Genomic DNA, 25,065 nt, shown 5'->3' with positions numbered 1-25,065 from the left:
CGTAGTGTCGGCGTCATGAGCGAGAACACGCAGATCACGCCTTTCCGCATCGACGTCCCGCAGGCCGACCTCGACGACCTGAAGGACCGCCTCGGCCGCACCCGCTGGCCCGACGAGATCCCCGGCGCGGGTTGGGACTACGGCATGCCGGTCGAGTACGTGAAGCGGCTGGCCGAGTACTGGAGGGACGGGTACGACTGGCGTGCCCGCGAGGCGGAGATCAACCGTCATCCGCAGTTCACCACCGAGATCGACGGGCAGCGCATCCACTTCCTGCACGTACGGTCGCCGCACGAGGACGCCCTCCCGCTGATCCTGACCCACGGCTGGCCGGGTTCGATCGTGGAGTACCTCAAGGTCATCGAGCCGCTGACGAACCCGGAGGACCCGGCGCACGCGTTCCACCTGGTGATCCCGTCGCTGCCCGGCTTCGGCTTCTCCGGCCCCACCCGGGAGCGCGGCTGGAACAGGTTCCGTACGGCCCGGGCCTGGGCGGAGCTCATGCGCCGGCTCGGCTACGACCGGTACGGCGCGGTGGGCAACGACGGCGGCTCGTTCGTCTCGCCCGAGGTGGGCCGGGTGGACCCCGAACACGTCGTCGGCGTCCACGTCACGCAGATCTACTCGTTCCCCTCCGGCGACCCGGCGGAGATGGCGAACCTCACCGACGAGGAGCGCAAGGGCCTCGAGGTGCTGCAGTGGTTCTACGAGAACAAGATGTCGTTCAACATGGTCCACTCGCAGCAGCCGCAGACGCTGTCGTACGGGATCTTCGACTCGCCGGCCGGGCTGCTGGGCTGGAACACCCAACTGTTCGGCGAGGACGTCGACGACGACTTCATCCTGACCAACACGATGCTCTACTGGGCGACCGGCACCGCCACGTCGGCGACGCGGTTCTACTACGAGGACGCGCACGCCGAGCACCCCAAGGAGCCGACGACGGTGCCGCTCGGCCTGGCGATGTTCGAGGGCGACTTCGTGTCGATGCGCACCTTCGCCGAGCGCGACCACAAGAACATCGTCCACTGGCGGTCCTACGATGGGGGCGGCCACTACGCCGCTCATCTGCGGCCGGACGTGCTCGCCGCCGACCTGCGCGACTTCTACGCCGCCCTGCGCTGATCGCCCGTCACTTGCCCGCCCCTGACCGAATCCGGGACGGCCGGGGGCATGTCGGCCGCCGCACGCGCAGCGGACATCGGGAATGATGGCCGCATGGGGCGCGCAACGGGGCGGACTCGGACGAGACGGATTCCGCGGGCCGTCCTGGCTCTCCTCGCGGCCGCGGGAGCGGTCGTCCCGGGCACGGCCGCCCGGGCCGACGACGGAGACCGGCCGCAGTTCCGGATCCGGGACCAGCGTGTCGGCGAGTCGAGCGGTCTGGCCGTCTCGCCCACACACAAGGGCATCGTCTACACCCACAACGACAGCGGCCACGGACCGCAGATCTACGCGGTCGGCCCGGACGGCCGCACGCGGGCGACGTTCACGATCGGGAACGCCGAGGCCCGGGACTGGGAGGGCATCGCGGCCTCCACCGACCGCGCGACCGGCCGCGGCGTGCTGTGGATCGCCGACATCGGGGACAACATGGACGGCGCCTGGCCGGACGTGTCCGTCTACCGGGTCGTCGAGCCACGGACGATGGAGGACGCGACGCTGCGGGCGACCCGGTACCGCTTCCGGTACGCCGACGGGCCCCGCAACGCCGAGGGGGTGATGGTCGATCCCCGTTCGGGCCGGCTGTACATCGTCAGCAAGGAGTTCTCCGGCGGTGTCTACGCCGCGCCGGCGAAGCTCCGCACCGACAAGGTGAACGTCCTGCGGCGGGTGGGGCCGGCGCCGATCATGGCGACCGACGCGGCGTACGCTCCCGACGGGTCGAGCTTCGTCATCCGCACGTACTTCTCCGCGTCCGTCTACCGCTCGCCCGGGAAGCTGCTCGCGCACGTCACGATGCCACCGCTGAAGCAGGCCGAGTCGATCGCGTACACCCGGGACGGGACGGCCCTGCTCACCGGGAGCGAGGGGGAGGACAGCCCGGTCTACCGGGTGCCGCTGCCGGCCTCCGCCCGCCCGAGTTCCTCTCCCCGCCCGGCCCGGACCTCCGCCCGCCCGAGGGAGGTCACGGCGTCGGGCGAGGCGGCCGCCGCGGACGACCTGCTCGGCGTGCCGATGCCGGTGTTATGGGTGGCGGTCGCTCTCGGGGCGATCGGGGTCATCGCGTTCGTCGCCTACCGCACGGGTCGCTGAGGTGATGGGCCGCTGAGGGCCTTCAGACGACTTCGAAATCGGCCATCATCGCCATGTCCTCGTGCTCGAGGTTGTGGCAGTGCAGCATGTAGCGCCCCCGGTAGCCCTCGATACGGACCAGGACGTCGACGACCTCGTAGGGTCGCACGTCCACCGTGTCCTTCCAGCCGGCGTCGGTCGCCGCCGGCGGCCTGCCGTTCCGTGCGAGCACCCGGAATCGGGCCAGGTGGACGTGCACGGGGTGATGGAAGTCGCCGGTGAACCTCCATATCTCGCTGGTGCCCAGGCGAGGGGTGGCCAGCGGCCGCCCTGGCCGGAAGCGCTGTCCGTTGATCGTCCAGGATCCACCTCCCCCCTGACCCGTGCGGCGGAAGTCGAAGACGCGGGTGGTGACCGCCGTGGCGGCCGGCTCGGCCCGGGACAGCCGCTTCGGGATCGCGCTGTCGTCAGCGGCTCGGCGCCGCACGCGGAACCGCATGACATCGCGCGCGGCACCCGCGCCCAAGGTGTTGACCATGGTCACCTCGGCGCCGACGGGGTGGCCGGAGAAATCCACGATGACATCGAGGCGCTCTCCCGGGGAGATGGTGATCGCGTCGTGCGTCAGGGGAGCGGTCAGCAACCCCTGATCGCTGCCGACCTGGACGAACCGGCCGCCGGGAGTCAATCGCAGCCGGAAACGGCGTGCGTTCGAGGCGTTGAGCAGTCGCAGGCGGTATCGGACCGCGTCGACCTCGAGGAAAGGCCAGGGCGCGCCGTTGACCAGGATGACGTCGCCCTCGACTCCCTCCATGAAGGCGTCGTCCACCCCCGGGCGCATCAGCAGGGTCGGATCCAGGGACGGATAGCGGAACGAGCCGTCCTCCTCGAACGCCCTGTCACAGATCATCAGAGGGATGTCCCGCTCACCCTTCGGCAACGGCAGCGCGTCGTCCTCGTCGTCGCGAACCACGAGGAGACCGGCGAGGCCCCGCCACACCTGTGGCGCGGTGAAGTCCATCCGATGGTCGTGGTACCAGAGCGTGGCGGCACGCTGCTCCAGCGGATACACGTAGTCTCTGGCCACCTCGTGGAAGGTCCACCGCGTCAGGTCGTGGTGGGAGTGATCGCCCTGTGGCGGACGGAACCCCCGTCCCTCCGCGACCACCACGTCCGTGGGGTAGCCGTCGGACTCCGGCGGGGTGACTCCTCCGTGCAGATGTGTCGAGGTGGGCACGGGCAGCTCGTTGCGGACCCGGATGACCGTACGGTCGCCGGTTCTCAGGTCGAAGGTCGGCCCGGGGAACGTGCCGTCGTAGCCCCAGATCTCGGTTGTGGTGCCGGGGATGATCTCTACCTTGGCCGCGCGCTGAACGACCTCGTAATGGCCGGGCCGTACCGGAACGGCGGTCGCGGGGATCGGGAGCGGCACGGTGAACCGGGCGGGCAACGGCAACGCGCTCGTCAGGCTCTCACCGGCCACCTCGGGTGCCAGGGCGCCGCAGCCGGCGACCGTGAGGCCGGCCCCGCCGAGCAGCCCGAGGAAGCCGCGACGGGAGATCATCGTGTCACCCGCCAGACCAGGACCGTCAGCATGGTCGTGGCGCCGAAAACGGCCATGCCGAGCGGGAAGTGCACTGCCAGGACGCGCTCCTGCCCGGCCGTGACCTGAAGGGTCTCGGCGGCTACGAGCCCGGCCGCGGCCAGGGCAGGCCATGCCGGCCCGCGCGCCGGTCGCCACAGCAGGATCGAGGCCACCAGCTGGAGGTAGAGCATGGCATGAGTGAATCCGCCGTTGGTGCGATGCCAGGCGAGCATGTCCACGTCACCCGTGACGAACAGTCCGGCAAGGACGGCTTGCGTGAGCACGCCGAACAGGTGCAGCACGGCGGCCGACCGCAGCGGCCAGACGATCCAATCGGGTCCACGGCCAGGGTCCGCCCGCGGCGGAACAGGTGAGACGCTCATGCACGGCATGCTGCTGCGCCTCGCGCGGAAGATCGTCAGACTGGGGTCGGCGCTCCGCCGTACATCCCAGGGTGTAGGGCACGGCGACGCGGAGCACGAGTACGACCTGGGACGCAGGCGCCAGGTCATCCCTGCGCGGGTGGGCTTGTCCCGCGTCGTGGCCTAGCGTGACAGGCGTGCACCCCTGGAAGACCGATGCGCTGATCACGGCGGCCATGCTCACGCTCGGCGTCGCGGGCACCTATGGCAGGGTGTCCAGCTCAGGTCTCGTGGAGCGGCCGCTGGACCCGCTCGGCCTGACGTTGATCGTTGTGTCGTGCCTGGTGCTCGCCTGGCGGCGTGGCGCTCCCGTGCCGGTCGGCGTGGTCGCGGCCGGCTGCGCCGTCGCCTACTACGGCGCGCGTTACCCGGGCATCTTCGCCGCCGGGCCCGCCCTGATCGCGATCTACACGGCGGCCACTCTGGGACGGCGCCGCCTGGCGATCGGTCTCGCGGCGGCACTGGCCACCGGCATCGCCATCCCGGTCGCGCTGGCCGACACCGATCCCGAACCCGGTGGCCTCGGCCTGCTCAGCGGCTGGCTGGTGGCGACGGTAGTGCTCGGCGAGGTGATAAAGAACCGGCGCGCCTACCTCGAAGAGGTCGAACAACGAGCGATCCAGGCCGAAATCACCAGGGAGGAGGCCGCTCTGCGCAGGGCCGGGGAGGAGCGCCTGTGGATCGCCCGGGAGCTCCACGACACGCTCACGCACAGCATCTCCGTCATCAACGTCCAGACCGCCGTCGCCCTGCAGACTCTGGAGCCGGATCCGGCCCTGGCCCGCCGGGCGCTGCTCGCGGTCAAGGAGTCCGGCAAGGAGGCGATGCACGAGCTGCGCGCCACGCTGGGCGTCCTGCGTCACGCCGATCCCGACGGCTCGGAGGTGGGGCTGGCCGGACTGTCCCGGCTGGTGGACAGGGCCGAAGCGGCAGGGCTGCCGGTCAGGACGCTGACCGTCGGCACGCGCGGGGAGGTGCCCGCAGAAGTCGACCGGGCCGCCTACCGCATCGTGCAGGAGGCGTTCACCAACGTGCTGCGGCACGCCGGGGCCGCCTCCATCACCGTGACGATCGAATACGCGGCTGAGATGATCAGACTGAGCGTCGAGGACGACGGAGAGAGCACGACAGGGACAGCGGAGAACGGGATGGGGTTGATCGGAATGCGTGAGCGCGCGGTCGCCCTCGGCGGCTCGCTCACAGCTGGGCCGCGATCGGGGGGAGGCTTCGCCGTACGGGCCGAACTGCCGACGGTGGCCGCCCCGTGATCCGGGTGCTCCTGGCCGACGACCAGCCACTGATCCGCGCCGGCTTCCGAGCACTGCTGGAGATGGCCGGGGACGTCACGGTCGTCGCGGAGGCGGGCAACGGCGGCGAGGCCGTCGAGTTGTGCCGTGCTCTGCTGCCCGACGTGGCGTTGCTGGACGTACGGATGCCGCTGCTGGACGGCATCCAGGCCATGAGGAGAATCGGCGCCGACCCGGAGCTCGACTCGGTACGCGTGGTCATCCTCACCAACTACGCCCTCGACGAGTACGTCTTCGCCGCCCTGCGTGCCGGGGCCAGCGGCTTCCTGGTCAAGGACATCGAACCGGCCGACCTGCTGCAGTCGGTGCGGGTGGCGGCCGACGGCGAGGCACTGTTGTCTCCCTCGGTCACCAGGCGACTGATCGAGGAGTACGTCTCCACCCCGCCCAGGCCCGTGCCGGGACCCGGCCTCGAACGGCTGACCGACCGGGAGCGCGAGGTCCTGTCGCTGGTCGCGACAGGGATGTCCAACGAGGAGATCGCCGGCCACCTGTCGATCAGCCACGCCACCGTCAAGACCCACGTCAGCAGGACGATAGCCAAGCTGGGCGCTCGTGATCGCGCCCAACTGGTGGTGCACGCCTACGAGTCCGGGCTCGTCACGCCGGGACGTCGCTAGTGTCCTGAGTCGTTCGCGACGCCACCCGGCGCCTGCCGCCCCAGGGTGCCGATCCCACCGTGGAGGAGGCGGCCCGGATCTTCGCTCGGCGCGGGCGCTCCTCGCATCGGCGCTCGCCGGCCGCACCGCGGGGACGGGGCACGTGGAGGGCCGGGCCGCCGTTCCCGGCGACACCGGCCCGGAGAGCGTCGCGAGCGTCAGCTCCGCGCGTAGATGCGGTGCACGAACTCCGCGAGCTTGCTGTCGGGCAGTTCCTTGGCCAGGTCGGCCTCGGTGATCATCCCGACGATCCGGTGGTTGTCGATCACCGGCATGCGCTTGATCTGGTGCTCCTCCATCTTCGTCAGGGCGTCCTCGACGCTGGCGCCGGCGTCGACCCAGACGAGGCCGCGGGCGAGCTCGCTCGCCGTGGTCTGGTCGAGGTCCTTGCCCTCGGCGCAGCACTTGATCACGATGTCGCGGTCGGTGATGATCCCCTTGAGCCGGTCGTCCTCCCCGCAGATGGGGAGGGCGCCGACGCTCAGATCGCGCATCATCTCGGCGGCCCTGCGAAGGCTGTCGTGCTCGCCGATGCACTCGGCGCCCTGGTGCATGACCTGGCCGGCGGTCTTGGTGGCTCCCTCTGTGGTCATGGCTAACCCCCGATTTCCTCTTTTAGGCGGTTATGCCCCATCTGTCCGGAAATAAGAGCGGATTCACAGCCGGGGGAGGAAGTGCTCGCCGCGCAGGGCGCGCTCCACGAGCGCGATCGACTCGGCCAGCCGTACGAGCCGGGGACCCTCCTGGCGGTAGGCGTCCAGGACCGCCTCGACGGCGTGCGGGGGCAGGTGCTCCTTGAGGTCCACCGCCGCCCCGCGATACCCCTCCCTGGCCGCCTGGATCGAGGCCGCCACCTGCTGGCGGGCCATCCGGGCGAGTGCGAGAGGGTGGCGGCGCAGCACGCCGTACGCGCGGTAGTCCGGGGGCACTGCGTCGAGCAGCCACGACACGGCCGAGACCTCCCATTCGGGGCTGCCCGGAGGGCGCACCTCCGGCGGCCAGCCGGGTGGCACGTACACGCCGCCATCGTACCGAACACAGGTTCGATCACCGTGGAGCGGCTCCGGCTGAGACAATGACGGGCATGCTGTCGACATCGGTACGGACATGAGGATCGGGATCGTCGGCGCCGGGATCCTCGGTCTGGCCGTGGCCCGGCAGATGGCACGGGCGGGCGCCGAGGTGACCGTCCTGGAGAAGGAGCCCCGCGTCGCCGCCCACCAGACCGGGCGCAACAGCGGAGTCGTGCACGCCGGGATCTACTACCAGCCCGGCTCGCTCAAGGCGACCCTCTGCCGGGAGGGCGCGGCCATGCTGCGCGAGTACTGCGCCGAGCACGGCCTGCCGTACGACGAGGTGGGCAAGCTCGTCGTGGCCTCCACCCGGGCCGAACTGCCGGGGTTGCGCCGCATCGCCGAGCGGGCCAGGGAGAACGGTGTGCCCGGTATCGCCCAGCTCGACGCGATCGGCCTGCGTGAGGTGGAGCCGTACGCGGTCGGGGTCGCCGCCATCCACTCGCCGCACACCGCGATCACCGACTTCTCCGCGGTCGCGCGCCGCCTCGCCGCCGACGTGGCCGAGGCCGGCGGGTCCGTACGGCTCTCGCGTCCCGTACGCGCGATCAGGCAGACCACGGACGGCGTCGCGGTGGCGGCCGGGCCGGAGAGGCTCACCTTCGACCGCCTGATCTCCTGCGCCGGTCTCGGCTCCGACCGCGTGGCGGACCTGGCGGGGGCCAGCGGAGACGTGCGGATCGTCCCGTTCCGCGGGGAGTACTACCGGCTCGCCGGCTCGGCGCGTGACCTGGTGAGCGGGCTCATCTATCCCGTGCCCGACCCCCGTTACCCCTTCCTCGGCGTCCACCTGACCCGCCGGATCGACGGGGAGGTCCTGGTAGGGCCCAACGCCGTGCCGGCGCTCGCCCTGGAGGGCTACTCGTGGCGCCGGGTCTCGGCCCGCGACCTGCGCGGCATCCTGTCCTGGCCGGGCACGCGGCGCATGGCGGCCGAGCACTGGCGGACCGGCCTGCGCGAGGTGTACGGCTCGCTGGCCAAACGCGCCTTCGTGTCCGCCGCACGGCGGTACGTGCCCGCACTGTCCTCGGCCGACCTCGTACGCACCGAGGGCGGCGTGCGGGCGCAGGCCGTGTCACGGGACGGTGGGCTGCTCGACGACTTCGTCATCGACGTGCGCGGGCGGATCGTGCTGGTGCGCAACGCGCCCTCCCCGGCGGCGACGAGCAGCCTCGCCATCGCCAGGCACATCGCTTTAACGGTTCCCTTAACAACCTAGGTCTAGAGTGCTGGCGCCATGGTCGCTGAATCTCCCGAAGCCCGGCTGCTGATCGTCGAGGACGAACCGAACATCCTCGAACTGCTCGCGGCCAGTCTCCGGTACGCCGGATTCGAGGTCCACACCGCGTCCAACGGCGGCGAGGCGGTCGCCGCGGCCCGGCGGCACCGCCCGGACCTGATCGTGCTCGACGTCATGCTGCCCGACATGGACGGGTTCGACATCGTGCGCAGGCTGCGCGGCGGCGGCAGCCACACCCCTGTGGTCTTCCTCACGGCGCGGGACGCCACCGAGGACAAGATCCGGGGCCTGACGCTCGGTGGCGACGACTACGTGACCAAGCCGTTCAGCCTGGAGGAGGTCGTCGCCCGCATCCGGGCCGTACTGCGCCGCACCGCCGGGGACCCGATGGTCGCCCCGCCGCGGCTGACCTTCGCCGACATCGAGCTGGACGAGGAGTCCCACGAGGTCTGGCGCGGCGGCCGGGCGGTGTCCCTGTCGCCGACGGAGTTCAAGCTGCTGCGTTACTTCATGTGCAACACCGGCCGGGTGCTGTCCAAGGCCCAGATCCTCGACCACGTGTGGGACTACGACTTCCGCGGCGACGCCGGGATCGTCGAGTCGTACGTGTCGGTGCTGCGCCGCAAGCTCGACGGTGATTCTTCTCGGGCCCAGTCCCGGGCCCACCCCCGGCTCATCCACACGCTGCGCGGCGTCGGCTACGTCATGCGGACACCACCCGCCGGCGCCTGAGCCGTGTCGGGACGCACGCCGCTGCGGATCCGGCTCAGCGCGGCCATGCTCGCGCTGGTCGCGGTCGCCCTCGCGGCCATCGGCGTGGGCAGCGTCTCGGTGCTGCGCGACTACCTGGTCAGCCGGGTCGACATGCAGGTCGACATGCTGGCGCACGAGACCGAGATCCGGCTCGGCCGCGGTCCCGCCGCGTTCGCACGACTCAGGCTGCCGCCCGAGGGACGGGTGGAGATCCGCGACACCGGCGGCACGACGGTGCTCGCGCAGGCGGGCATGGGCGTGGAGGACCTGCCGGGGCCCGGCGCCGTGACCGCCCAGAGCCCGGTGACGGTCCCGGCGGTGTCGGGCGACGGCCGGTGGCGGGCCCGGGTGGTGCCCGTCGACGGCCTGGGCACGGTGGTCGTCGCGGTGGACATGGCCTCGGTCGGGCAGATCACCGCGCGGCTCACCCTCATCGAGGCGCTGGTCGGCGGCGCCCTGATGGTCGTGCTCGCCGTCGTCGGCGTGGTGATCGTACGGCGCAGCCTGCGGCCCCTGGCCGAGATCGAGGCGACCGCCGACGCCATCGCCCGCGGAAACCTCGGCAGCCGGATCCCCGACCGCGACCCGCGTACCGAGGTCGGGCGGCTCGCCCGCGCGCTGAACGGCATGCTCGCCCAGATCGAGACGGCGTTCCAGGCCCGGGCGGCCTCCGAGACGGCGGCCAGGGAGTCGGAGGCCAAGGCGCGCGAGTCCGAGGCCAAGGCGCGCGAATCGGAAAGCAAGGCGCGGGAGTCGGAGGCGCGCATGCGCCGCTTCGTGGCCGACGCCTCGCACGAACTGCGCACGCCGCTCACCTCGATCAGGGGCTTCGCCGAGTTCCACCGGCAGGTGCCGGACGCCGACGTCACGCGGCTGATGTCGCGCATCGAGAGCGAGGCCGCCCGGATGGGCCTGCTGGTGGACGACCTCCTGCTGCTCGCCCGGCTCGACCAGCAGCGCCCGCTCCGCATGCAGCCCGTGGACCTGCTGGCCCTGGCGGCCGACGCGGTCCACGACGCCAGGACCCTCTGTCCCGACCGCGGCGTCTCGCTCGTGGTCGAAGGGGACGCGGCGCTGATCGTCTCGGGTGACGAGGTGCGGCTGCGGCAGGTCGTGGGCAACCTGATGAGCAATGCCAGGACCCACACGCCCGAGGGAACGCCGATCACCGTACGCGTCGGGAGCCGGGACGGCACGGCGTACATCGAGGTGGCGGACAAGGGGCCCGGCCTCACCCCCGAGCAGGCCGCCCGGGTCTTCGAACGCTTCTACCGCGCCGACCCCTCCCGCACGCGGCCGTCCGGGGGCAGCGGGCTGGGTCTCGCGATCGTGCAGTCCCTCGTCGAGGCCCATGGCGGCGAGGTCGGCGTGGAGACGGCCCCCGGCGCCGGCGCCGCCTTCCGCGTCACCCTCCCTCTCGCCCCCGAAGCCCGCACCTGACCACGATCTCCGTCGACCAGCGCGTCCTCGACAGTCGAGACGAAGACGCCGGCGGCGCCGGGCTTGGTGTGCCGCCCATCTGTCAGGCGTCGCTCGCGACGTTCTGGATCGCGCGGGCGAGGCGGGCGAGATCGATGCCTTCGAGGTGGTCGAGAAAGTGCCGGCGCACGCTGGCCAGGTTGCTCGGCCACGCCCGTTCCAGGCGGGCGAGGCCGGCGTCGGTGAGGACGGCGTTGAACCCGCGGGCGTCGTCGTCGCACCTGACCCGTTCGACCAAGCCCTGCCGCTCCAGGACGGTGACGATGCGGGTCATCCCGCTCAGGGAGAGCTCGCAGGCGACCGCGAGTTCGCCCATCCTCATCCGCCGCTGCGGCGCCTCCGACAACCGCATCAGGGCGGTCCACTCGATGAGCGGCAACTGTTGTTCACGCACCATGTCGGCGTCGATCGCGCGGGGCAGCGCGTACATCAGGCGAGGCAGCGCGCGGACCAACGCCTCCTCGTCAGGGGTCAGCGGCTGCACCGACGGCGCGGGCTGCGATGTGGTCATGGTCGCATTCTACTTGCTTGCTTCACGAACGAAGTACTCATATCCTTCCTTCGCGAAGCAAACACTTCCTCGCAGAAAGTGGAGATCGTCATGACCAGGATCGGGATCATCCTCGGCAGCACCCGCCCCGGACGCAACGGCGAGGCCGTCGCCCGCTGGGTGCACCAGGTCGCGGCGCGGCGGACCGACGCGGAGTTCGAGCTCGTCGACCTGCTCGACTACAAGCTCCCGCACCTCGACGAGGCGCTGCCGCCGTCGCTGGGCCAGTACACGCAGCCGCATACCATGGCGTGGGCGGGCAAGATCGCCTCGTTCGACGGGTTCGTCATGGTGACGCCGGAATACAACCACTCGACGTCGGGCGCGCTGAAGAACGCCATCGACTTCCTGTACGGCGAGTGGAACAACAAAGCCGTCGGTTTCGTCAGCTACGGCTCGGTCGGCGGCACCCGCGCGGTGGAACACCTGCGCCTGATCGCCGGTGAGCTTCAGATGGCCGACGTGCGGGCCCAGGTGGCGCTGTCGCTCTTCACCGACTTCAAGGACTTCAGCGTGTTCACGCCCAACGAATTCCAAGTCGACTCGCTCACCGCGATGTTGGACCAGGTCGTGGCGTGGAGCACGGCACTCGCACCGCTGCGCGCCAGCTGAGTTCGCGCCGAACACGGGGGACGGAGGAACTTCATGGGAACGCTTGACGGCAAGGTGGTGCTGATCACCGGCACCGCCGGAGGCCAGGGCCGGGTCGCGTCGCTGGTCTTCGCGCGAGAAGGCGCGAAGGTCGTCGGATGCGACATCCAGGTCGCCGCCAACGATGAGACGGTGGAACTCGTCCGTCGCGCCGGAGGTGACATGACGGGCATCGCGCCCGTCGACCTCACCGACCCGGAACAGGCGCGGCGGATGGTCGAGGACGCCGTGGCGGCCTATGGCGGGCTCGACGTCGTCTACAACAACGCGGCCATGCCCCGCTTCGGGCCGATGCCCGATGTATCGGTGGAGGACTGGCGGGCGACCATCGCCGGCGAGCTCGACATCTCTTTCTTCGTGTCGAAGTTCGCGTGGCCGTACCTGGTCCGGCGGGGTGGCGGCGTCATCATCAACGTCGCGTCCATGGCCGGCATGATCGCCGGTGAGATCCCCCCGATGGTCGCGCACAGCGCGGCGAACGCCGGAGTCATCGGCATGACCCGGCAGTTCGCGCTCGAAGGCGCTCGCCACGGGATCCGCGCGGTGGCGATCAGCCCCGGGCCGGTCCTCACCCCGGCCAGTGATCGTGATCTCGGCGACAACCAGGCGGCCAGGGACGCGATAACCCGCAAGACGCTCCTCAAGCGCTTCGCCCGGCCGCAGGAGATCGTCGAGCTGGCGGCCTTCCTCGCCTCCGACCGGGCGGCGTACATCACGGGCGCCAACTACGCGGTCGACGGCGGTGCGACCGCCTGGTAGCGCCACTCGATCACTGCGTGGGGGCCTGCCCATGGGGCAGGGCGTCGCGCGCTGATCGCAGCTTCTCTGAGGCGGGGTTACGGGTCCAAGGGGGTACGCCCCTACTTGGGCCCGGAGCCCGGTGATCGTGCTGAACGGCGGGTGGTCTGCCGATGGGTCAGCGGGCGGCGGGGAAGCCTTCGTCGGGGAAGGCGGTGGTGGTGCCGGGCAGGACGACCTGGTCGCCCTCGGCGAGGCCGTCGGTGATCTCCACCTGGGTGTCGCCGCGCACGCCGATTCTGACCGTGCGCCGTTCCTGTGTCCCGCCGTTGGTCACCGTGACCACGGCCGTGCCGCCGTCCTGGAGGCGTACGGCCTGCGAGGGGACGTAGAGCGCGCCGTCCGCCTCGCCGGTCGTCACCCGAACGGTGGCACTCTGTCCCAGCAGCAGCCGGGCGGGGCGGTTCTCCAGGTCGATCGTCACGCCGTAACGGACGAGCCGGTTGGAGGTGGTCGCGGCCGGGTCGATGTGGGCGACCGTTCCGGCGTACTCCCGTCCCGGCTGCGTGGACAGCGTGACGGTGGCAGCCTGACCGACCTTCAGGAAGCGGATGTCCGACTCGGTGAACATCGCCTGCACCTGAAGAGCGTCGAGGTCGCCCAGGGTGATGAAGGCGCCCGAGGTGTAGCGGGAGCCGGTGGGTCCCGCGACCGACAGGATCGTGCCGTCCGCCGGAGCCTTGATCCGCACGCCGGCGAGGGCCTTCTCGGCCTCGGCCAGTTCGGTCGTCGCCTGGCTGACCTGTGCTTCGGCCTGTGCCTCGGTCAGCCGGGCGCCGCCACCCTGACCGCCCTGGCCTGCCTGACCACCCTGGCCCCCCGCCTGACCGCCGCCGAAGCCCGCACGACCCTGCGTGCCGCCGCCCTGCCCCTGCCGGTTCTGCTCCTGTGCGCCCTGCTCTGAGCCCTGTCCCTGGCCGCCCTGGCCGGGCGCGCACGTGGAGGAGGAATCACGAGGGGAGGGGCTCGGTCCGACGCTGGGCTGCTGTGCCGGTTTCGTGGGCAGGATCGACACGCTCACTCCGGGATTCGGCGTGGCGGCTCCGTCATTCGTGGGGGCCGGGCGGTGCGTCGCGGACGGGTTCGCGTGCGGACGCGGCGTGCGTGTGGGCGCGGGGGCGGGACTGGGCTCAGGCTTCGGGCCGCCGTGGTCACCTCCGTGTTTACCTCCGTGGTCACCGCTTCGGTACGCCACGAGGGCCACGCTCGCCGTGCTCGCGCCGCTGTACGCCACACGGCCGGTCGGCCGGCTCGACGGCCGGGAGGCCGGCTGCCCCGAAGCCTGAGAGGCGGGACGCGCGGACGACTGCCCCGAAGGCCGCCCTGAAGGCTGTACCGAGGGGCGCGCCGAGGGACGCGCGGAGGGTGCCGGACACGCGACCGCGCCGCCGATCCCTGAGCCGCCCGCGTTCCCCGGCCCGGCTCCAGGGCCGGACGCGCCTGAGGTTCCGCCCCCGCTCGACGCGGCTCCCGCGCTTCCCGAACCGGTGCCGCCGCCGGAAGTTCCGGCCCTGCCCGAGGCTCCCGAGCCTCCCGTGCTCGTCCCGCCGCCGGAGGTCCCGGCTGCCGCGCCGCCCGCCCCCGCTCCGGTCCCGCCGCCGGAGGCCCCGGCTCCGGTGGCGGTGCCGTTCTTGACGTCGTCGAGGGTCTCCTGGGCGGCGGCGAGGGCGGCTTTGGCGGCCTCGTAGTTCTCCCTGGCGACGGTGTCGTCGACGCGGGCGAGGACCTTGCCCCGGCGGACCTTCTCGCCCACCTTGACGTAGACCTTCTCGACCGTGCCTTCCGCTCCGAACGCCAGATCGCGCACGCCGGTGTCGACCGTGTTGCCGGCGGCGGAGACGTACGACGTGACCGTGCCCCGCCTGACCGAGGCGAGCGCGATCCGGTCGGCCACGGAGGTGTCGCCGCCACTGGCGGAGATCACGGCGACGCTCGCGATGACGATCCCCGCCAGCGCGAGCCCTCCGACACGGAGTGGAGTGCTCGATCTCATGGCGGCCATCCTGCTGACGCCACGTGACCGGTGGCTTGGCCGTACCTGAGAGTTGTCTGTGGATGCGGACCCGAACGCGGACCCGGACGCGGACTGTCAGCAAACCCTCAGCATCGGCCGAGGTTGCCCGCAGCGGAGTTTGCCATGGTTCGACGTCGTGAAGCTGTCGACGAAGCGCAGGACGCTGATCACCAACGGCGCCCTGCTGGTGCTGCTGCTCGGCGGGATCGCGGCGGCCTGGGCGTCCGTGGGGGGCGACACCTCCGGAGACGGCGCCGCGCCGCTGACGACCCGGGTGACCCGGGGGACCGTGCTCGCCTCGGTCTCGGCCTCCGGTTCCGTCGAGAGCGCCCGGACGCGCGCCCTCGGTTTCGCCGCGAACGGCACCGTGGAGGCCGTACTGGTCGAGACCGGCGACCGGGTCAAGAAGGGACAGGTGCTCGCGCGCATCGACGACACGGCCGCCCGGGAGAGCCTGGAGGCGGCCCGGGCGAGTCTGGACGCCGCCGAGGAGGCGGACACCTCGACGGCTTCGGGCTACTCGCAGTACATCAACGCGAGGAACGCCTATCGGTCGGCGAAACGGGCGCTGGCGGGCACGGTGATCAAGGCGCCGTTCGCGGGGGTCGTCACGGCGGTCAACGGGGCCGTCGGCGGCTCGTCGGGCGGATCCTCACAGGGCGGTCAGGCGCAGTCGCAGAGCGGGTCCACAGGGTCCGCAGGGTCCGCGGGCTCCTCCGCGTCCGCCGGCTCCGGCGGTTTCTTCGAGATCGCCGACCCCGCCCGCCTGCGGATCGTGGGGAACTTCACCGAGGCCGACGTCGGCAGGATCAAGGTCGGCCAGGCGGCGACGGTGAGCTTCGATGCCCTCGCCGGGGTCACCGCCGCCGGAAAGGTGACGGTCGTCGACCCGCAGCCGCAGACCAGCAACAACGTCGTCCAGTACGCGGTGACGATCTCGCTGACCGACGTGCCCTCCACCGTACGGCTCGGGCAGACGGCAACGGCACGGGTGACCGTCGGCGAGGCGGCCGACGTGCTCACGGTGGCGTCCTCGGCGGTCACCACGGCGGGCGGGCAGACCACCGTGACGGTGCTGGAGAACGGCGGACAGGTCGTGAAGCGGGTGGAGGTCGGTATCAAGGGCGACACCACCACCGAGATCAAGTCGGGACTCCAGGAGGGCGACCAGGTGGTGCGGCCCCAGGCGTCGACGACCGGCGGAGGCGGCGGCATCCAGTTCCCCGGTGGCGGAGGCGGTTTCGGCCGCGGCTTCGGCGGCGGTGGCGGCGGCGGTGGCGGCGGAGGCAACCGATGAGGGCCGGCCCGCCGCCGGTGCCCGGCCCTCCTGTGCCCGAACCCCCTGTGCCCGGCCCCCCTGTCCTCGACCCTCCCGTCCTCGACCCCCCTGTGCTCGACTTGGGCCACGTCACCAAGGTGTACGGCGAGGGCGAGACCGCGGTGCGCGCGCTGCGCGGCGTGTCGCTCAGAGTGGAGCGCGGCGACTACGTCGCGATCATGGGCGCCTCCGGCTCCGGCAAGTCCACGCTGATGAACATCATCGGCTGCCTCGACGTCCCCTCCGGCGGCACCTACCACCTCGACGGCACGGACGTCGGCGGGCTCGACGAGCGGCGACTCGCGATCGTCCGCAACCGCAAACTCGGCTTCGTGTTCCAGTCCTTCAACCTCATCCCCCGGATGAGCGCGCTCGCCAACGTCGAGCTCCCCCTGGCGTACGGCGGGGTCAGGGCCGCGGAGCGGCGCCGCAGGGCGCTGGCCGCGCTCGACCGGGTCGGGCTCGCCGAGCGCGTCCACCACCAGCCCAACGAGCTGTCCGGCGGCCAGCAGCAACGGGTGGCGGTGGCCCGCGCGCTGGTCACCGCGCCGACCCTGCTGCTGGCCGACGAGCCCACGGGCGCTCTCGACAGCAAGTCCAGCGAGGACGTCATGAACATCTTCGACCGTCTCAACGCGAGCGGCCGGACCCTGGTCGTCATCACGCACGAGGAGGAGGTCGCCGCGCACGCCAAACGGGTCGTCCGCCTCATGGACGGCCGGATCGTGGAGGACGTGCGCACCACGCCGGTCGGCGGCCCGCCCCCGCGGCTCGCGGAGGTGGCGTCGTGAACGCCGCGGAGGTCCTGCGGTTCGCGCTGCGCGGCCTGGCCGCGAACAGGATGCGCAGCGCGCTCACCATGCTCGGCATCCTGATCGGTGTCGCCGCGGTGATCCTGCTGGTCGCGATCGGCGAGGGGTCGTCCCGGCAGATCCAGCAGAACATCCAGCGGCTCGGGGCCAACTCGCTGACCATCACGCCCTCCACCTCGGGGGGCGGGGGCGGCCCCGGCGGTTTCGCCCGCGGCGCCGGCGGGGGAGGCGGCGGCCAGGCCGGGCGGCAGAACACCGGCCCGCGCACCCAGGCCAAGGACCTCACCGTCGACGACGCGCGGGCGCTGGCCGACCCGGCGAACGCCCCCTCGGTCAAGAGCGTCTCGCCGGTCGTGACGGCGCAGTCCCAGAGCGCCGCGTACGAAGGGGCGAGCCACTCGGTCGGCCAGCTCGTGGGCACCTACCCGAGCTACTTCGAGGCGTCCAACAAGCCGGTGGTCAAGGGCACCTACTTCTACAACGACGACGTGCTCGCCGCGCGCAAGGTCGTGGTCATCGGGCAGACGGTGGCCGAGAACCTGTTCGGCACGGTCGACCCCCTCGGCAAACAGATCACGGTGTCGGGCGTGCCGTTCACCGTCGTCGGCGTGCTGAAGGAGGCCGGCTCGTCCGGGTTCCAGGACGCCGACGACGTGGCGATCGCCCCGCTGCCCGCCGTACAGCAGAGCCTGACCGGGTTCGGGCCGCTGGGGCAGATCCTCGTGCAGGCCAAGAGCGCCGAGGCGGTCGACGCCGCGCAGAGCGAGGTCGCCGAGGTGCTCAACCAGCGGCACGGCATCACCGGCTCGGCGAGCGCCGACTACCGCATCCTCAACCAGGCGACCCTGCAGGAGACGGTCAGCGCGGCGACCGGGACGTTCACGGTCCTGCTCGGCGCGGTGGCCGCGATCAGCCTGCTCGTCGGCGGCATCGGCATCACCAACATCATGCTCGTCACGGTCACCGAGCGGACCAGGGAGATCGGCATCCGCAAGGCGATCGGCGCGCCCAAGGGCGCGATCCTCGACCAGTTCCTCGCCGAGGCGACGATGCTCAGCCTCGTCGGCGGCCTGCTGGGCGTGCTGATCGCCGTTATCGGCGCCCAGTTCACGATCGCGGGTGTGCAGCCGGTGATCGTCCCCACGTCGATCGCGCTGGCGCTCGGCGTCTCGGTCGTGATCGGACTGTTCTTCGGCAGCTATCCCGCCAACCGCGCCGCCGGGCTGCGGCCGATCGAAGCCCTGCGCTTCGAGTGACGGCCGGACCCGTGGAATGGAGATTCATGTGAGCAGGAACGACACCGAGGAGCTTCTGGAGACCTCGCCGTTCGACGACGACCTCCAGGAGGTGCTGACGGCGCGTCCCGCGCGGGCGGGCGGGTCGAAGCTGACGCTCGCCCTGGCCGGGGGCGTCCTGCTCGTGGCCGGGCTGCTCCTCGGCATCCAGGTGCAGAAGCTCCTGGGCGGCTCCACACCGGGCCAGGTCCCGTCCCGCGCGGCCGGCCCGGGGGCGTACGCCGGCGCCGGTCAGGCCCCCGTGGGCGGTGGGTACGCACGAGGCGCGGGCGGCGGCTTCGGCGGCGCGGGCGGCGGGACAAGGGCAGGGACAGGGGGAGGGCCCGGTGGTATGACCTTCGGCACGGTCAAGCTCGTCGACGGCGACAAAATCTACGTCCAGACCGCGAACGGCGGCGTGGTCACGGTGACCACGTCGGGCGACACCAAGGTCCAGGTCAGCCGGGCGGGGAAGGTCTCCGACCTCAAGCCGGGCAGCTTCGTCACCGTCGCGGGCGCCGCCGACGCCCAAGGCCAGGTGGCGGCGACGTCGGTCACGCAGGGCTCGCCCATGGGCCGGAGGGCGGGATCGTGACCCCGGAGGGCCGGCTGCTGGTCGTCGACGACGAGCCCGACATCAGGGAACTGCTGTCGGCGAGCCTGCGGTACGCCGGGTTCGAGGTGATCACCGCGGCCACCGGCCGGGAGGCGGTCCAGATCGCCGGCAAGGTGCGCCCCGACCTGATCGTGCTCGACGTCATGCTGCCGGACCTGGACGGCTTCGCCGTCTCCGACCGGCTGCACGCGTCCGGGCGGCGGGTCCCGGTGCTGTTCCTCACCGCCAGGGACGCCACCGAGGACAAGATCGCCGGGCTGGGCCACGGCGACGACTACGTCACCAAGCCGTTCAGCCTGGAGGAGGTGCTCGCGCGCATCCGGGCCGTGCTGCGCCGCACGCGCGGCGGCGACGCCGCCCCCGCCCGGCTGCGCGTCGCCGACCTGGAGCTCGACGAGGACTCCCACCAGGTCTGGCGCGGCGGCGCCCTCGTACGGCTGTCGCCCACCGAGTTCAAGCTGCTGCACTACTTCATGGCCAACCAGGGCCGGGTGTTGTCGAAGGCGCAGATCCTGGACCACGTCTGGCACTACGACTTCGGCGGCGACCACAACGTGGTCGAGTCGTACGTCTCCTATCTCCGGCGCAAGGTCGACACCACCGAGCCCAAGCTGATCCACACGCTCCGCGGCGTCGGCTATGTCCTCCGTGCGCCGCGTCACTGACCTGCTCCGTTCCGGCGGCCCGGCGCGCGTCCGCCGGGTGCGGGGTTCGCTGAGCGTAGGGGAGCTGCGGCGGCGGGCCGCGCGCACCCCTCTCTGGCTGCGGCTCGTCGCGGGGACGCTGCTGCTCGTGACGCTCGCGATCGCGCTGACCGGCGGCTTCGCCGTCCAGCTCCTGCGGGGCTACCTGGTGCAGCGGGTCGACGCGCAGCTCACGGCCGTCGGCCGGCGCCCGGCCGAGCCGCCGCCCGCCCAGGCCGCCAACGCCGTGTCCCGGCCGCCGAGGCAGTTCGGGTCGTTCTACATCGTCGTGCTCGACCGGTACGGCGCCGTGGTCCGCACCGTCCAGGAGCCGCCGAACGCCGACCCGCCGCCCGCGCTGCCCAGGCCCCGCCAGGACCGGGAGCGGTGGCTGTTCACGGTGGAGTCCCCATCGGGGGTGCTGTGGCGGGCGATCGCCGTACGCGAGGAGGACGGCGCCCGTTTCCGCGTCGCCGCCATCAGCCTGGCCGACATCGACGGCACGGTCTCCCAGCTGGAGGTGATCGTCGTCGGGGTCGGCCTCGCCGTGCTCGTCGCGCTCGGCGTCGCCTGTTACTGGCTCGTACGGCGCAGCCTGCGCCCGCTGGGGGAGATCGAGAGGACAGCGGAGGCGATCGCGGCCGGCGATCTGTCGCGGCGCGTCCCGCTCCGGCATCGGCGCACGGAGATGGGCCGTCTCGGCCGGTCCATCAACGGCATGCTCACCCAGATCGAGACGGCGTTCCGGGAGCGGGAGGCGTCGCAGGAGCGGATGCGCCGGTTCATGGCCGACGCCTCCCACGAGCTGCGCACCCCGCTCACCTCGATCCGCGGCTTCGCCGAGCTGTATCGCCAGCAGAGTTCGCAGGACCCCGTCCTGCTGCTGCGCCGCATCGAGGACCAGGCCGTACGCATGGGCCTGCTCGTGGACGACCTGCTGCTGCTCGCCCGGCTCGACCAGCAGCGCCCTCTCGAACGCCGCCCGGTCGACGTGCTCAGCCTCGCGGCGGGGGCGGTGCTCGACGCGCAGACGCTCGCGCCGGACCGGGAGATCGACCTGCTGCGGCTGGACGACTCGGAGGAGCCGGTCCGGGTGCTCGGCGACGAGGCGCGGCTGCGCCAGGTCGTCGGCAACCTCGTCGGCAACGCCCTGCGGCACACTCCCGCGGGCACCGCGTTCCGGGTGGGCGTGGGCCTCGTGCCCGGATCGCAGGCGCTGATCGAGGTGGCCGACGACGGCCCCGGCCTGGCCCACGGCGACGCCGAGCGCGTCTTCGAGAGGTTCTACCGCGCCGATCCCGCGCGCAGCCGGTCGGATTCCGGCGGCACGGGACTCGGGCTGTCCATCGCCGCCGCCCTCGTCCAGGCCCACGGCGGCACCATCACGGCCGACAGCGAGCCCGGCCGCGGCGCGGTGTTCCGCGTCCGCCTCCCCGCGTGCCCGCCAGAAGAAAGGCTAGGGTGATCCCCTTTGCGACACCTGTCCATCGTGGTCGCCGCGGCGGCGCTGGCGGTCACGGTCGCCGGCTGCGGCGGCGCCGACGACACCGCCGCCTCGACCACCTCGACCACCTCGACCACCTCGACCGCCTCGACCAGCACGACCGCCGACCCCCGGGCGGCGTTCACCGCGTGCCTGCGCGAGCACGGCGTCACGCTCCCCAGCGGGCGTCCCTCGGGCATGCCGAGCGCCTGGCCCAGTGGCAGGCCGAGTGGCAGGCCCGGCGGGGGCTTCGGCGGGTTCCGGTCGATGGACCCGGCGACGAGCAAGGCGTTCGAGGCGTGCCGCTCCCTGATGCCGCAAGGCGGGCGGGGCGGGTTCGGCGGCGGGAACGGCGCCGACCCGCAGGCCATGCAGGCGTTCCGTACCTGCATGAAGGACAACGGCGCCGAGCTGCCCGCCGGCGGGCGCGTGCGCGGCCTGGCCACGGCGGACCCGAAGGTCGCCAAGGCGTACGACAAGTGCAAGGTGCTGCTGCCGGCGCCCACGCCGGCCGCCGCGTCCACGCCGAAAGCCTGAGGCGGAGACGGCCTGCCCCGGCCACCGCCGCTTCCGTACTTGAGCGACCGAGCCCGGTGGCGGCCCGCTCCGGCGGCTGATTCGCGGGCCCTCCTCGGGGAAGGTCGGGAGTATGGCGGGGAACGACAGGCTACGAGCCGCCCTGGAGAGCCTGCGGCGTCACCTCGATCAGGACCTGTTCCCCCTGGAGATCGGGGACGCCGTGGCCGACCGGCGCGTCCTGGTGGAGCTGCGCGGGCAGCTCGACGACTATCTGCTGCCCCGTCTGGCGGCGATCGACGCGCCGCTGCTCGCCGTGGTCGGCGGCTCTACCGGGGCGGGCAAGTCCACCCTGGTGAACTCGCTGGCCGGGGTGACCGTGACCGAGCCCGGGGTGCTGCGGCCCACCACGCTCGCCCCGACTCTGGTGTGCAACCCCGCCGACGCCGCCTGGTTCACCTCCACCACGGTCCTGCCCGGGCTGGCCAGGGTGACGGGAGGGGCGGCCGGCGGGGGGCGCGGCGAGCCGGGCACCTTGCGGATCGCCCCTGTGGAGGGCCTGCCTCCCGGGCTGGCGCTGCTCGACGCCCCCGACATTGACTCGATCGTCACGGCCAACCGCGAGCTGGCGGCGCAACTGCTCGCCGCGGCCGACCTGTGGTTGTTCGTCACGACCGCCGCGCGGTACGCCGACGAGGTGCCGTGGAGCTTCCTGCGCCTGGCCAGGGAGCGGAGCACGGCGCTCGCGGTGATCCTCCAGCGGGTCCCGGCCGAGGCGTGCGCACCCGTGGCCGCCGACCTGACCCGGCTGCTGCGGGACAACGGCCTGGGCGGCACCCCGTTGTTCACCGTCCCGGAGCTGGAGCTGCCGTCGGAGCGGGCCCGGCTGCCCGCCGACGTCGTGCAGCCGATCGCGACCTGGCTCGCCGACCTGTCGGTGGACGCCAAGGCCCGGGCGGAGGTCGTACGGCGGACCCTGACCGGGGCTCTGGACAGCCTGGGCACCCGGGTGCCCGACCTGGCCGACCGGGTGGAGCGCCAGCGGGCGGGCATCACCGAGCTGCGCGACATCGCGAGCAGGGCGTACGACGTGGCGATGTCGGCCTTCGACGACGGGATGCGCGACGGCAGGCTGCTGCGCGGCGAGGTGCTGGCCCGCTGGCAGGACTTCGTCGGCACCGGCGACCTGATGCGCTCGCTGGAGTCGCGGATCGGCTGGCTGCGCGACCGCCTCGCCGCGGCGTTCCGGGGCCGCCCGGCGCCGGACAGGGAGCTGCGCGTGGCGCTGGAGAGCGGGGTGGAGTCGCTGATCCGCGCCACCGCCGACGGAGCGGCGGAGCGGGCCGTCGAGGCGTGGCTGGCCCTGCCGGCCGGGCGCGACCTGCTGGACAAGTCCGGCGTCACCGTCTCCGGGCGGCTCGGGCGCGCCTCGCCGGATCTGCCCCGCCGGGCCGGCGAGGCCGTACGCGCCTGGCAGGGGCACGTGCTCGACCTCGTACGCTCCGAGGGCGCCGATCGGCGCACGCTCGCCAGGGCGGCGTCGTTCGGCGTGAACAGCCTCGGCGTGCTGATCATGCTGGCCGTTTTCTCCACGACCGGCGGGATCACCGGCATCGAGCTGGGCATCGCCGGCGGCACCGGCGTGCTCAGCCAGAAGCTGCTCGAAGCCGTCTTCGGCGACCAGGCGGTACGCACGCTGACGCAGGAGGCCCGTGAGGACCTGCGGCGGCGCGTCCGCGCGCTGCTCGACGAGGAACGCGCCCGCTTCACCTCCCTGGTGGAGGGGCTGGGCCCGGCGCCGGAGACGTCCGCCCGGCTGCGGGAGGCGGCGAAGGCCGTACAGGAGAGGGGCGTCCTGTGAAGCTCCCGCGCAGGAAGGCGGAGGTGTCGCTGGACGACCGCCTGGAGGCGCTCGCGGAGGCCGCCGACCTGGCGGAGGGCCGGCTCGGCCAGGAGGCCGTGGACCACGCGCGCGCCGTCGTCGCCCGGGCCGGGGTACGGCGCGGCCTGTCGGTGGACCACACCGCGGTCGCCCTCGCCGGGGCGACGGGGAGCGGCAAGTCGTCGCTGTTCAACGCCCTGTCCGGGACCGACCTGGCGACGGTGGGGGTGACCCGGCCGACGACGGCCAAGGCGCAGGCCGCCCTGTGGGGCAGCGGCGGCGCGGGGCCGCTGCTCGACTGGCTCGACGTCCCCCTGCGCCACACCGTCGAGGGCGACGCGTCGGGGCTGATCCTGCTGGACCTGCCCGACCACGACTCCATCGAGCTGGCCCACCGCAGGGAGGTCGACCGCCTGGTCGGCGTGGTGGACCTGCTGGTCTGGGTGCTCGACCCCCAGAAGTACGCCGACGCGGCCGTGCACGAGCGCTACCTGCGCCCGCTCGCGCGGCACCGGGACGTCATGGTCGTGGTGCTCAACCAGGTGGACCGGCTGCCCGAACGCTCGGTGAAGCGCTGTCTCGACGACCTGCGCGGACTGCTGGCGGCGGACGGGCTGGAGGGGGTACCGGTGCTGGGCGTCTCCGCGCGCACCGGCGAGGGCGTCCCCGAACTGCGGGCGCTGCTCGACCGCGAGATCTCCCGCCGCCGCGCCTGGTCGTCGCGGCTCGCCGCCGACGTGGCCTCTGCCGCCGCCTGGCTCTGGGCGGCCACCCGGCCCCCGGCCGCGCGGGAACCGGAGCCGGGCGCCGTGGCGCTCCCTGCCGGCACGAGGGGGACGAGGGCGGCGGCCGTCGCCGCGTCCCCGCCTCCGGCTTCACTGCCCGTGACGGCCGAGGCTCCGCCCCCGCCGGGACGGGTGGCGGTGCCGGAGGTCGCCGTCGGCAGAACTCTGACGCGGGCGCTGGCGCAGGCGGCCGGAGCGCCGGTCGCGGTCGAGGCGGTCGCGAAGTCGCACCGGCACCGCTCGGTCGCCGCGACGGGCTGGCCGGTCACGCGCTGGCTGCGCAAGCTGAGGCCCGATCCGCTGCGCCGTCTGCACCTGACCGGGGGAGCCCGCTCCTCGCTGCCCGCGGCCACCGCCGTCGAGGTCTCGGCCGTGGACACCGCCCTGCGGGACGTCGGGGCCGCCGCGTCGCAGGCGGTGCCCGAGCCGTGGGCGACGGCCGTACGGCACGCGGCGCGGTCGCGGTCGGAGGAGCTGACCGACGCCCTGGACCGCACCGTGGCCGCGGCCACGTCGCGCGGCGTCTCCAAAGCCCCCCGATGGTGGCGCGTGGCGGGAACGGCGCAGTGGCTGACGGTCGCCGCGATGGCCGCGGGCGCGATCTGGCTGCTCGTGCGCTTCGCGCTGAACTACCTCATGCTGCCGGAGCTCCCCATCCCCACGCTCGGACGAGCGCCGTGGCCGACCGTGCTCCTGCTGGGCGGCGCGCTGGCGGGAGTGCTGATCGCGCTGCTGTGCCGGGTGTTCGCCTGGATCGGCGGGCGGCGCAGGGCGCGCAGAGCCGCCAAGGCGTTGCGTGACGGCGTCGAACGGGTGGCCGGCGAGCTGATCGTCGCGCCCACCAGGGACGAACTCGACCGCTACGCCAGATTCGCCGACCGCGTGTCGCTCGCCGCCTCGTGACCCCGGCCCGCCAGAGGCGGCAGGCGC

General features: G+C 72.6%; 25 protein-coding genes. 19 read left to right on the top strand and 6 right to left on the bottom strand.

Going from position 1 to position 25,065, the window contains the following annotated elements:
• Positions 1-15: 15 nt before the first annotated feature.
• The gene (locus ACWEQG_RS17095) at positions 16-1,125 is read left to right on the top strand and encodes an epoxide hydrolase family protein (protein ID WP_452285684.1); all 1,110 of its coding nucleotides are present in this window, start codon (positions 16-18) and stop codon (positions 1,123-1,125) included.
• Positions 1,126-1,218: 93 nt separating this feature from the next.
• Complete coding sequence (locus ACWEQG_RS17090; RefSeq protein ID WP_452285682.1) at positions 1,219-2,256, top strand: hypothetical protein; 1,038 nt, start codon at positions 1,219-1,221, stop codon at positions 2,254-2,256.
• A gap of 22 nt (positions 2,257-2,278) precedes the next feature.
• On the opposite strand, the gene ACWEQG_RS17085 is transcribed toward ACWEQG_RS17090, so the two are convergent.
• Both ACWEQG_RS17085 and ACWEQG_RS17080 read right to left on the bottom strand, forming a co-directional pair.
• Positions 2,279-3,799 carry a multicopper oxidase family protein gene (locus tag ACWEQG_RS17085; protein ID WP_452285680.1) on the bottom strand — a complete coding sequence of 507 codons (1,521 nt, stop codon included), beginning with the start codon at positions 3,797-3,799 and terminating at the stop codon, positions 2,279-2,281.
• The gene (locus ACWEQG_RS17080; protein ID WP_452285678.1) at positions 3,796-4,203 is read right to left on the bottom strand and encodes a hypothetical protein; all 408 of its coding nucleotides are present in this window, start codon (positions 4,201-4,203) and stop codon (positions 3,796-3,798) included. The genes ACWEQG_RS17085 and ACWEQG_RS17080 overlap by 4 nt, the downstream gene beginning before the upstream one ends.
• On the opposite strand from ACWEQG_RS17080, the gene ACWEQG_RS17075 reads away from it, so the two are divergent.
• From ACWEQG_RS17075 to ACWEQG_RS17065, 3 genes are read left to right on the top strand one after another with little or no spacing between them, the layout of a single operon-like run.
• Positions 4,202-4,369, top strand: coding sequence for a hypothetical protein (locus ACWEQG_RS17075; RefSeq protein ID WP_452285676.1), 168 nt, complete (start codon positions 4,202-4,204; stop codon positions 4,367-4,369). The two genes, ACWEQG_RS17080 and ACWEQG_RS17075, sit on opposite strands and share 2 nt — an antisense overlap.
• 10 nt (positions 4,370-4,379) lie before the next feature.
• On the top strand, positions 4,380-5,510 hold the full coding sequence (locus tag ACWEQG_RS17070; RefSeq protein WP_452285674.1) for a sensor histidine kinase: 1,131 nt from the start codon (positions 4,380-4,382) through the stop codon (positions 5,508-5,510).
• Complete coding sequence (locus ACWEQG_RS17065) at positions 5,507-6,169, top strand: response regulator (RefSeq protein WP_452285672.1); 663 nt, start codon at positions 5,507-5,509, stop codon at positions 6,167-6,169. Before ACWEQG_RS17070 ends, ACWEQG_RS17065 begins: the two co-directional genes overlap by 4 nt.
• Positions 6,170-6,366: 197 nt before the next feature.
• Here ACWEQG_RS17065 and ACWEQG_RS17060 read toward each other — a convergent pair whose 3' ends face one another.
• Complete coding sequence (locus tag ACWEQG_RS17060; RefSeq protein WP_452285670.1) at positions 6,367-6,801, bottom strand: CBS domain-containing protein; 435 nt, start codon at positions 6,799-6,801, stop codon at positions 6,367-6,369.
• Positions 6,802-6,864: 63 nt separating this feature from the next.
• Entirely contained in the window at positions 6,865-7,227 is a 363-nt protein-coding gene (locus ACWEQG_RS17055) for a hypothetical protein (RefSeq protein WP_452285668.1), read from the bottom strand.
• 88 nt (positions 7,228-7,315) lie between these two features.
• Between ACWEQG_RS17055 and lhgO the strand changes: the two genes are divergently transcribed.
• From lhgO to ACWEQG_RS17040, 3 genes are read left to right on the top strand one after another with little or no spacing between them, the layout of a single operon-like run.
• Positions 7,316-8,500, top strand: a complete 1,185-nt coding sequence (lhgO, locus tag ACWEQG_RS17050) for an L-2-hydroxyglutarate oxidase (protein ID WP_452285666.1) — start codon at positions 7,316-7,318, stop codon at positions 8,498-8,500.
• A gap of 18 nt (positions 8,501-8,518) precedes the next feature.
• On the top strand, positions 8,519-9,253 hold the full coding sequence (locus tag ACWEQG_RS17045) for a response regulator transcription factor (RefSeq protein ID WP_452285664.1): 735 nt from the start codon (positions 8,519-8,521) through the stop codon (positions 9,251-9,253).
• Positions 9,254-9,256: 3 nt separating this feature from the next.
• On the top strand, positions 9,257-10,714 hold the full coding sequence (locus ACWEQG_RS17040) for a sensor histidine kinase (protein WP_452285662.1): 1,458 nt from the start codon (positions 9,257-9,259) through the stop codon (positions 10,712-10,714).
• A gap of 82 nt (positions 10,715-10,796) precedes the next feature.
• On the opposite strand, the gene ACWEQG_RS17035 is transcribed toward ACWEQG_RS17040, so the two are convergent.
• Entirely contained in the window at positions 10,797-11,264 is a 468-nt protein-coding gene (locus ACWEQG_RS17035; RefSeq protein ID WP_452285660.1) for a MarR family winged helix-turn-helix transcriptional regulator, read from the bottom strand.
• Positions 11,265-11,354: 90 nt separating this feature from the next.
• Here ACWEQG_RS17035 and ACWEQG_RS17030 point away from each other — a divergent pair, with 90 nt between their 5' ends.
• Positions 11,355-11,915: an NADPH-dependent FMN reductase gene (locus tag ACWEQG_RS17030; protein ID WP_452285658.1), complete on the top strand. Its 561-nt coding sequence runs from the start codon at positions 11,355-11,357 to the stop codon at positions 11,913-11,915.
• A 33-nt stretch (positions 11,916-11,948) separates the two neighbouring features.
• On the top strand, positions 11,949-12,713 hold the full coding sequence (locus tag ACWEQG_RS17025) for an SDR family NAD(P)-dependent oxidoreductase (RefSeq protein ID WP_452285656.1): 765 nt from the start codon (positions 11,949-11,951) through the stop codon (positions 12,711-12,713).
• Positions 12,714-12,870: 157 nt separating this feature from the next.
• Here ACWEQG_RS17025 and ACWEQG_RS17020 read toward each other — a convergent pair whose 3' ends face one another.
• Positions 12,871-14,745 carry an efflux RND transporter periplasmic adaptor subunit gene (locus ACWEQG_RS17020; protein ID WP_452285655.1) on the bottom strand — a complete coding sequence of 625 codons (1,875 nt, stop codon included), beginning with the start codon at positions 14,743-14,745 and terminating at the stop codon, positions 12,871-12,873.
• A 157-nt stretch (positions 14,746-14,902) separates the two neighbouring features.
• Here ACWEQG_RS17020 and ACWEQG_RS17015 point away from each other — a divergent pair, with 157 nt between their 5' ends.
• The 9 genes from ACWEQG_RS17015 (at position 14,903) to ACWEQG_RS16975 (ending at position 25,038) form a co-directional block, all read left to right on the top strand.
• Positions 14,903-16,063 (top strand): efflux RND transporter periplasmic adaptor subunit, encoded by a 1,161-nt coding sequence (locus tag ACWEQG_RS17015; protein ID WP_452285653.1) that lies wholly within the window; start codon positions 14,903-14,905, stop codon positions 16,061-16,063.
• A gap of 92 nt (positions 16,064-16,155) precedes the next feature.
• Entirely contained in the window at positions 16,156-16,875 is a 720-nt protein-coding gene (locus tag ACWEQG_RS17010) for an ABC transporter ATP-binding protein (RefSeq protein WP_452285651.1), read from the top strand.
• Positions 16,872-18,152, top strand: a complete 1,281-nt coding sequence (locus ACWEQG_RS17005) for an ABC transporter permease (RefSeq protein WP_452285649.1) — start codon at positions 16,872-16,874, stop codon at positions 18,150-18,152. Before ACWEQG_RS17010 ends, ACWEQG_RS17005 begins: the two co-directional genes overlap by 4 nt.
• A 28-nt stretch (positions 18,153-18,180) precedes the next feature.
• Positions 18,181-18,765 (top strand): hypothetical protein, encoded by a 585-nt coding sequence (locus ACWEQG_RS17000; RefSeq protein ID WP_452285647.1) that lies wholly within the window; start codon positions 18,181-18,183, stop codon positions 18,763-18,765.
• Positions 18,759-19,451 (top strand): response regulator transcription factor, encoded by a 693-nt coding sequence (locus ACWEQG_RS16995; RefSeq protein ID WP_452285787.1) that lies wholly within the window; start codon positions 18,759-18,761, stop codon positions 19,449-19,451. The genes ACWEQG_RS17000 and ACWEQG_RS16995 overlap by 7 nt, the downstream gene beginning before the upstream one ends.
• Positions 19,435-20,934, top strand: a complete 1,500-nt coding sequence (locus ACWEQG_RS16990; protein ID WP_452285645.1) for a sensor histidine kinase — start codon at positions 19,435-19,437, stop codon at positions 20,932-20,934. Before ACWEQG_RS16995 ends, ACWEQG_RS16990 begins: the two co-directional genes overlap by 17 nt.
• A gap of 6 nt (positions 20,935-20,940) precedes the next feature.
• Positions 20,941-21,489 carry a hypothetical protein gene (locus ACWEQG_RS16985; protein ID WP_452285643.1) on the top strand — a complete coding sequence of 183 codons (549 nt, stop codon included), beginning with the start codon at positions 20,941-20,943 and terminating at the stop codon, positions 21,487-21,489.
• 112 nt (positions 21,490-21,601) lie between these two features.
• On the top strand, positions 21,602-23,329 hold the full coding sequence (locus tag ACWEQG_RS16980; RefSeq protein ID WP_452285641.1) for an ABC transporter: 1,728 nt from the start codon (positions 21,602-21,604) through the stop codon (positions 23,327-23,329).
• Positions 23,326-25,038, top strand: a complete 1,713-nt coding sequence (locus ACWEQG_RS16975; protein WP_452285639.1) for a YfjP family GTPase — start codon at positions 23,326-23,328, stop codon at positions 25,036-25,038. Before ACWEQG_RS16980 ends, ACWEQG_RS16975 begins: the two co-directional genes overlap by 4 nt.
• Positions 25,039-25,065: the final 27 nt, after the last annotated feature.

Source organism: Microbispora sp. NPDC004025, from assembly GCF_053604425.1.
The sequence above is the reverse complement of the archived record's forward strand: the minus strand, read 5'-3'. Positions and strand labels throughout refer to the sequence as shown.

Coding starts and splice junctions, on each gene's coding strand:
- ACWEQG_RS17095 (WP_452285684.1), top strand. CDS start 16: ATGAGCGAGAACACGCAGATCACGCCTTTCCGCATCGACGTCCCGCAG.
- ACWEQG_RS17090 (WP_452285682.1), top strand. CDS start 1,219: ATGGGGCGCGCAACGGGGCGGACTCGGACGAGACGGATTCCGCGGGCC.
- ACWEQG_RS17085 (WP_452285680.1), bottom strand. CDS start 3,799: ATGATCTCCCGTCGCGGCTTCCTCGGGCTGCTCGGCGGGGCCGGCCTC.
- ACWEQG_RS17075 (WP_452285676.1), top strand. CDS start 4,202: ATGCACGGCATGCTGCTGCGCCTCGCGCGGAAGATCGTCAGACTGGGG.
- ACWEQG_RS17080 (WP_452285678.1), bottom strand. CDS start 4,203: ATGAGCGTCTCACCTGTTCCGCCGCGGGCGGACCCTGGCCGTGGACCC.
- ACWEQG_RS17060 (WP_452285670.1), bottom strand. CDS start 6,801: ATGACCACAGAGGGAGCCACCAAGACCGCCGGCCAGGTCATGCACCAG.
- lhgO (WP_452285666.1), top strand. CDS start 7,316: ATGAGGATCGGGATCGTCGGCGCCGGGATCCTCGGTCTGGCCGTGGCC.
- ACWEQG_RS17045 (WP_452285664.1), top strand. CDS start 8,519: ATGGTCGCTGAATCTCCCGAAGCCCGGCTGCTGATCGTCGAGGACGAA.
- ACWEQG_RS17035 (WP_452285660.1), bottom strand. CDS start 11,264: ATGACCACATCGCAGCCCGCGCCGTCGGTGCAGCCGCTGACCCCTGAC.
- ACWEQG_RS17030 (WP_452285658.1), top strand. CDS start 11,355: ATGACCAGGATCGGGATCATCCTCGGCAGCACCCGCCCCGGACGCAAC.
- ACWEQG_RS17025 (WP_452285656.1), top strand. CDS start 11,949: ATGGGAACGCTTGACGGCAAGGTGGTGCTGATCACCGGCACCGCCGGA.
- ACWEQG_RS17020 (WP_452285655.1), bottom strand. CDS start 14,745: ATGAGATCGAGCACTCCACTCCGTGTCGGAGGGCTCGCGCTGGCGGGG.
- ACWEQG_RS16980 (WP_452285641.1), top strand. CDS start 21,602: ATGGCGGGGAACGACAGGCTACGAGCCGCCCTGGAGAGCCTGCGGCGT.